Here is a 6194-nt window from a genome sequence, read left to right as displayed (position 1 = left end):
TGTTGGGTCATCGCGTGTCCTCTTCCTCAGTGAGTTCTTGGTCGTTCTCACCAAGGGTCACGCGATGGCCCACCTCACCGGTGGACCACCTCCACTACTTCCACCACCTCACGAGACGCCAACGTGGTCGACCGTGTCGCCGTTCGCCAACGAGGAAGAGGCGGTCGCCTTCGTGCGAGAGGGCGAACGGTTGGCCATCAGGATGCAGAGCGAGCTGGGGGAGAGCTGGAACGTTGAGTATTACCCCGAGCCCACGAAGCCCAGCGGCGGTTTCACGCAGCGCTAGTACGTCAGTTGTCCGCGGCCACAGTCCGCCGCACGTCTGCCGCCCGATCTCGACGCATTTACGCAGTGTCCTCGATGCGCCAGCCGATCGCGTCTGCGATCTCGCGGCTTCGGTGTTCGGCCGTCTTGAGGTAGCGGAGGCTGGCGGCGCTCGATGCGTGGCCCATGATCGACATGACCTCTCGGAGCGAGGCTCCCGCGGTCGCGGCCTCGGTGCCGGCGAGGTGGCGGAGGTCGTGGAAGCGGACGTGGCTGAGGTCGACTGCGTCCCTCGCCTTCGACCACTGCGGGGCGAAGTAGGTGTTCAGCAGTGGGCCGCCTCGCAGCGATGTGAAGACGAGCGCCCCCGGCTCGATGACCTCGACGTACTGCTCGATGTGATCCGCCAGCCGAACGGCGATCGACTCGGCGACCGGGACGGTCCGTACAGCGCTCTCGGTCTTCGGCGGTCCAAGGGTCGGGCCCTGGCCCTTGATGTCGTGCAGCGCTTGCATCACCCGCAGCTCCCGGCGCTCGAGGTTGACGTGCTCGATCGTGAGGCCGGCGAGCTCGCCGAAGCGCAGCCCGCTCGCCGCGGCCGTCCACACCAGGCACTCGAACCTCGGGTGGATCGCGCCGGCGAGCGCCCGGACGTCGTCCCACCTGAGGAGCGGACGCTCGATCATCCGCTCGGCGGACGCCCCCTTGATGCGGACCGGGTTCCGGGCGATCAGGCCATCGTCGACAGCGGTCGTCATGATCGAACGGAACAGCCGGTAGATCTTCGCCACCGTGTTGTGGTGCAGACCGCTCGCTGCGAGCCGGCCGTGCCACGTCCGTACGGCCATCGGATGAACGTCGCCGAGATGGATATCGGCGAACACCGCAACGATGTGGCGGAGCTGGCCCTCGTAGATCTCACGCGTCCGCGGACGCACCGGCCGCTCAGCGACCCACCGGGTCGCGTACTCGCCGAACGGGATCTTGCCGGCGTTCGGATCGATCCACACGCCGCGGAACATGTCCGCCTCGATCGTGGCGAGCCAGCGCCTCGCGTCGGTCTTGCTGGCGAACGTGGTGTCGGCGGGAATCTGCTTCCCGAGGTGCCAGTAGCGCGCTTGGTAGCGACCGCTGGGCAGCTTGCGGATGTTGCCGAAGGAACGGGCTCGGGCCATGGAAGGCTCCTCGTGCTCGGTGCCAACTCGGTAGGCACGTGTAGGCACGACGGCCCGTGGGACCCATCGGCGTTACGTTCGCCCTGTCAGGATTTGCACCCTGACCAGGACGTTCGCGTGGAGCGGACGACGGGAATCGAACCCGCATCATCAGCTTGGAAGGCTGAGGTTCTAGCCGTTGAACTACATCCGCGTGCCCCGAAGGGTGACGGACAATCTACCGGGCGGCCGTCCCAAGTCCGGTGAGGTCGCGCCCAACGCCCGAGCCTGCCGCCGCCCAGGTAGATGCTTCTCGACAGGACAGCGCGATCACGATGGTGTTCAATGGTTGCGTGCGCAGGGGTCGAACATGGGTGGGCGCCATCATGCTGGGGGCGATCGTCCTCTCCGCATGTGGCCGCTCGGGCTATCAGTACGTCGAGAGCGACGACGAGACCGTGTTCGCCAAGATCCCCGACGACTGGCAGCTGATCTCCGAGGGCATCGTCGACTTCGCCCTCCGCCCCGAGGACGGCAGCCAGCTCCGCCTCCTGCCCGGCGACGAGACGCTCCCGTGGCGCGCCCAGTTCACGGCCGACCCCGCCGGCCAGGTCCGGCCCGACCGCGTCGCCGGCTACGTCGACGTGCAACCGACCGACGCCCGCATCCGCGAGACGCTCACCCTCGAAGCGCTGCTCGACTACGGGCCGGGCGGCGAGGCGCTCGGTGACCCGATCCCCGTCAGGCTCGGCGACCTCGAGGGCTACCGGGTGCAGTTCGAAGTTGCCGGCGACGACCCCCTGACCAACGATCGACTCGTGCTCACCGACGACCGCCGCACCGTGATCTACGTGATCCAGGTCGGTTGCCGGAAGTCGTGCTTCGACGTCGAAGCCGACGAGATCGACGAGATCATGACGACCTTCACGGTGGACATCTGATGCGAATCCGACGACGGAAGCAGACCGACTTCGAGCCCGTGCCGGACACAGCGAACGTTGCGGCCGGCGCGGAGAGCGAGGGCGACCTGATGGTGCAGACCGACACACCGATCGACTTCGGTCAGGACATCACCCGGCCCCGCGAACGCGACCGCACCACGCGCCGCAAGCTCCCGACATGGGACCGGCTCAAGTACCTCACCCTGCTCGGCGGGCTGTTCGCGATCTTCTGGTGGCAGAAGCTCGACACCAACCCGATCAAGAGCGTCGCGGACGGCTTCTGGGAGACGGTCGAGAAGCAGGCCTGGATCCTCGTGCTCGCGGCGCTCGAGACCGTACGCCAGTTGCACTTCCTGATCGCCGAGCGGTGGGGTCGCTACTACCGCTTCTGGAAGCACACCGTCTTCGGTCGCTTCGAGGGCCGCACCTCGAAGATGGACCCGTGGACCAGGTTCCGCCTCGCCCGCGTGTTCCGCTGGGTGTTCATCCTCGCCGTGATCGGCGTCGTGGTCGGCCAGCTCGCCGACGAGAACCCGATCAAGGCCATCGCCGGCCTCCCCGGCCGCATCAACGACGCGCTGCCGTTCGCCGCCCGCCTGATCATCTACCCGCTGCTGCTGATCAGCCAGTTCGGCCTCCTCTTCTGGTTCCTCAGCCGCGGCGGCGTCGAGACCTACTTCCCCGACGACATCGACACCCGCTTCGACGACGTCTGGGGCCAGGACCCCGTCAAGGAGAAGATCCGCGAGAACCTGATCTTCCTCGAGAACCCCGAGGCGATCGAGCAGCGCGGCGGCTACACGCCGGGCGGGGTGCTGCTGTGGGGTCCACCGGGCACCGGCAAGACCCTCCTGGCCGAAGCTGCCGCCGGCGAGACCGGCAAACCGTTCGTGTTCGTCGACCCCGGCGCGTTCATCAACATGTTCATGGGTGTCGGGATCCTCAAGGTGAAGGGCCTGTTCCGCAAGCTGCGCAAGCTCGCCCTCCGCTACGGCGGCGTCGTCGTGTTCTTCGACGAGGCCGACTCGCTCGGCAACCGCGGCGCGCTCGCCCAGGGCGGCGGCCAGTTCCAGTCGACGCCCGCCGCCTCGTTCCTGCGCGACTGGAGCTCGCCCGGCTCGTCGCTGCCGTACATGAGCGAGGCCAGCCAGCAGACGCTGTGGGCCGACGCGCTCGAGGGCGGCGAGCGCCAGGGCCCGCACCGCGACGCCGTGATGATGATGGGCGGCGGCGGGGGCGGCATGGGCACGCTCCAGGCGCTGCTCGCCGAGCTGTCCGGCCTCAAGAAGCCGCGCGGGTTCTTCAACCGCAACGTCCGCAAGATGCTCGGCATGCGGCCGAAGCCGCCGCCGCGCTACCGCATCCTCGTGATGATGGCGTCGAACCTGCCCGAGGCGCTCGACGAGGCGATGCTGCGCCCGGGTCGCATCGACCGCATCTACAAGGTCGGGTACCCCACCTTCGAGGGCCGCATCCGCACCTACCAGGGCTACCTCGACAAGGTCCGCCACGAGCTCACCGACGCCGACGTCGAGAAGCTCGCCACCATCACGCCCTACGCCACCGGCGCCCGCATCAAGGACACCGTCAACGAAGCCCTGATCAACGCGATCCGAGACGGGCGCGAGGTCATCACCTGGGGCGACATCGTGCGCGCCAAGCAGCTCAAGCAGCACGGCCTCGCAGACGACTTCACCTACGTCGAGCACGAGCGCCACGCGCTGGCCGTCCACGAGGCGTGTCATGCGGTCGCCGCCTACCGGCTTCGCAAGCACATGGTGATCGACGTCGCCACCATCGAGCGCCGCGGCTCGATCGGCGGGTTCGTCTCGTCGATCCCGCCCGAGGACCGGTTCACCCACTGGCGCAGCGAGTACGAGACCGACATCCAGGTCTCGCTCGCGTCGCTGGCGGGGGAGCGGATGCTGTTCGACGGTGACAACTCCTCGGGCGTCGGCGGCGACCTGCGAAGCGCCACCCAGCTCGCCACGATGATGTCGGGCTACTGGGGCATGGGCTCGACGTTCGCCAGCCACCACGTGCAGCGCCAGTTCGGCATCGGCGGCGGTGGCGGCCGGGGCGGCGGCGAGGGCGAGGACGACCGCGAGCACCAGCTCCTCGAGGGCAGCCTCGGCGACCAGGTCGAGATGCGCCTGAGCGAGCTGTACGACCGGGTCGTCGAGCTGGTCGCCGCCAACCGGGTCGAGGTGCTCGCCGTCGCCCATGCGTTGGAGACGCACCTGACGATCACCGGCGAGGACGTCGCCGCGATCATCGACGGCACCGAGGGCCCGTTCATCGACGGCGCCGGCTACTACGACCCGGCGGCCATCGAGAAGCTCGAGCACTACCACCAGGCGGTGCTCGACTTCCGTGCCGCCGGCATCGAGGAGCTGCCGCCGCTGCCCGAGATCGAGGGCGTCACGGGCCGGCTCGTCGACTCGGTCGTCGCCGCTGCGACACCGGCCGAGACCGAAGGCGTCCCCGTCGCCGAGCAGTGAGTTGACCACTGCGCTCGCGCCCGGGGGCGCATGGCGGGCCGAGCAGGACCTGCTCACCGAACCCGTCCGCGCCGACCGGGCGGAACTCGAGGCGATCCTGCACGACGACTTCGTCGAGATCGGTGCGTCAGGCCGACGGTGGGGTCGACCGGACACCATCGAGCAACTGGTGGGCGCGCCCTCGCTCGAGGCGTACCAGGTCGAGCTCGTCGCGCTTCGCGAGCTCGCCGACCAGCTCGTGATGGTCGAGTACGAGATGACGACCGCCGAGCGCGGCCTCGTCCGCCGGATGTCGCTGTGGACCAACGAGTCCGGACGCTGGCAGATCCTGTGGCACCAGGGCACGCTGTGTTGATCGGGCTGCGCACGGGCTCGAGCCACTGGCTCCGGCCCTCCCGGAGCTGCGGTGCTCGCTCTGCTGCGCTCCTCGCCTCCTCGCCCTGGCGAGCGCGGCCAACTGGCGCGAGGTGACCGGCTTCGCCTCCCGTGCTCGCTGTCTCCGCAACGGCGCCTCGGCGCCGCCGCTTCGACGCTCGCCCCCACGGCGCAACCCGGTCGACCGGGACGCTCGTCCCGTGCCGGTGAAGGCCAGGTCGCGGCGAGCCTCCACCCGGGCGTGACACCCCGGTGCGATGATGTGGGGGCATGAGCGCTGACCCCTCGTTCCCGACAGCCGGCTCGCCCCTCTCCGACGGGCTGATCGCCAAGGTCCGCAAGCTGCTCGCGATGGCCGAGGGATCGGCGAACGCCAACGAGGCCGACGCGTTCTCGCGCAAGGCGGCCGAGCTCATCGCTGCGCACCGCATCGATCCCGATCACCTGCGGGCCGGTGCCGAGCGCGGCGACGACCTGGCGGTGGCGGAATACGAGCTCGGCCGTGGCGCCTACGTGCGGGGCCGGCTGGCGCTCTTGCAGGCGGTGGCCGAGGCGCACGGGTGTCGGGTCGTGTTCGAGGTGCGCAACCGGGGCACGGTCGCCTTCGTGGCGGGGTTCCGCAGCGACCTCGACACGGTCGAGCTGCTCTACCACTCGCTCCACGCGCAGGCGTCGACGCGGATGGCGTCGCAGCGTCGGGCAACGGCCGCGGCCACCCAGCAGTGGCGGCGCTCGTTCCTGTTCGGCTACGCCGACCAGATCCACACGATGTTCGAGTCGACCCGACACGAGGTGCAGCGCCACGTGCATCCCGCCAGCGCTGCGCTGCCGGCACTGCGAGCCCGCGATCGGCGCGTCGAGGAGTACGCACGGCAGCAGTTCGGCCGCGTGGTGCGGGCCCGCCGGCCGAAGGCGGCCACGGCGACCGGCTGGCACGCGGGCCGAACGGCCGCGCAGCG

Annotated in this window: 5 protein-coding genes, 1 tRNA gene and 1 pseudogene; 5 read left to right on the top strand and 2 right to left on the bottom strand. The window is 69.4% G+C overall.

Going from position 1 to position 6194, the window contains the following annotated elements; translation table 11 throughout:
- Positions 1 to 286, top strand: a pseudogene (locus tag QNJ12_RS23490) (hypothetical protein); the annotation flags it as partial.
- Positions 287 to 344: 58 nt separating this feature from the next.
- Here QNJ12_RS23490 and xerC read toward each other — a convergent pair.
- Positions 345 to 1439 (bottom strand): site-specific integrase, encoded by a 1095-nt coding sequence (gene xerC / locus QNJ12_RS23485; protein ID WP_300626505.1) that lies wholly within the window; start codon positions 1437 to 1439, stop codon positions 345 to 347.
- Positions 1440 to 1557: 118 nt separating this feature from the next.
- Positions 1558 to 1632, bottom strand: a tRNA-Gly gene (locus QNJ12_RS23480).
- Positions 1633 to 1771: 139 nt separating this feature from the next.
- Here QNJ12_RS23480 and QNJ12_RS23475 point away from each other — a divergent pair.
- From QNJ12_RS23475 to QNJ12_RS23460, 4 genes are all read left to right on the top strand, one after another.
- Entirely contained in the window at positions 1772 to 2359 is a 588-nt protein-coding gene (locus tag QNJ12_RS23475) for a hypothetical protein (protein ID WP_300626503.1), read from the top strand.
- Positions 2359 to 4860: an AAA family ATPase gene (locus tag QNJ12_RS23470; RefSeq protein WP_300626501.1), complete on the top strand. Its 2502-nt coding sequence runs from the start codon at positions 2359 to 2361 to the stop codon at positions 4858 to 4860. The genes QNJ12_RS23475 and QNJ12_RS23470 overlap by 1 nt, the downstream gene beginning before the upstream one ends.
- A 1-nt stretch (position 4861) precedes the next feature.
- On the top strand, positions 4862 to 5215 hold the full coding sequence (locus QNJ12_RS23465; RefSeq protein ID WP_300626499.1) for a nuclear transport factor 2 family protein: 354 nt from the start codon (positions 4862 to 4864) through the stop codon (positions 5213 to 5215).
- A gap of 290 nt (positions 5216 to 5505) precedes the next feature.
- Positions 5506 to 6194: DUF2786 domain-containing protein (locus tag QNJ12_RS23460; protein WP_300626497.1), on the top strand; the 689-nt coding region annotated here is incomplete at its 3' end.

The sequence above is a fragment of the Ilumatobacter sp. genome, from assembly GCF_030065885.1.
Lineage (GTDB): Bacteria > Actinomycetota > Acidimicrobiia > Acidimicrobiales > Ilumatobacteraceae > Ilumatobacter.
Note: the sequence above shows the minus strand (reverse complement) of the source record. Positions and strands in the feature narration are given on the sequence as shown.

Coding starts and splice junctions, on each gene's coding strand:
- xerC (WP_300626505.1), bottom strand. CDS start 1,439: ATGGCCCGAGCCCGTTCCTTCGGCAACATCCGCAAGCTGCCCAGCGGT.
- QNJ12_RS23470 (WP_300626501.1), top strand. CDS start 2,359: ATGCGAATCCGACGACGGAAGCAGACCGACTTCGAGCCCGTGCCGGAC.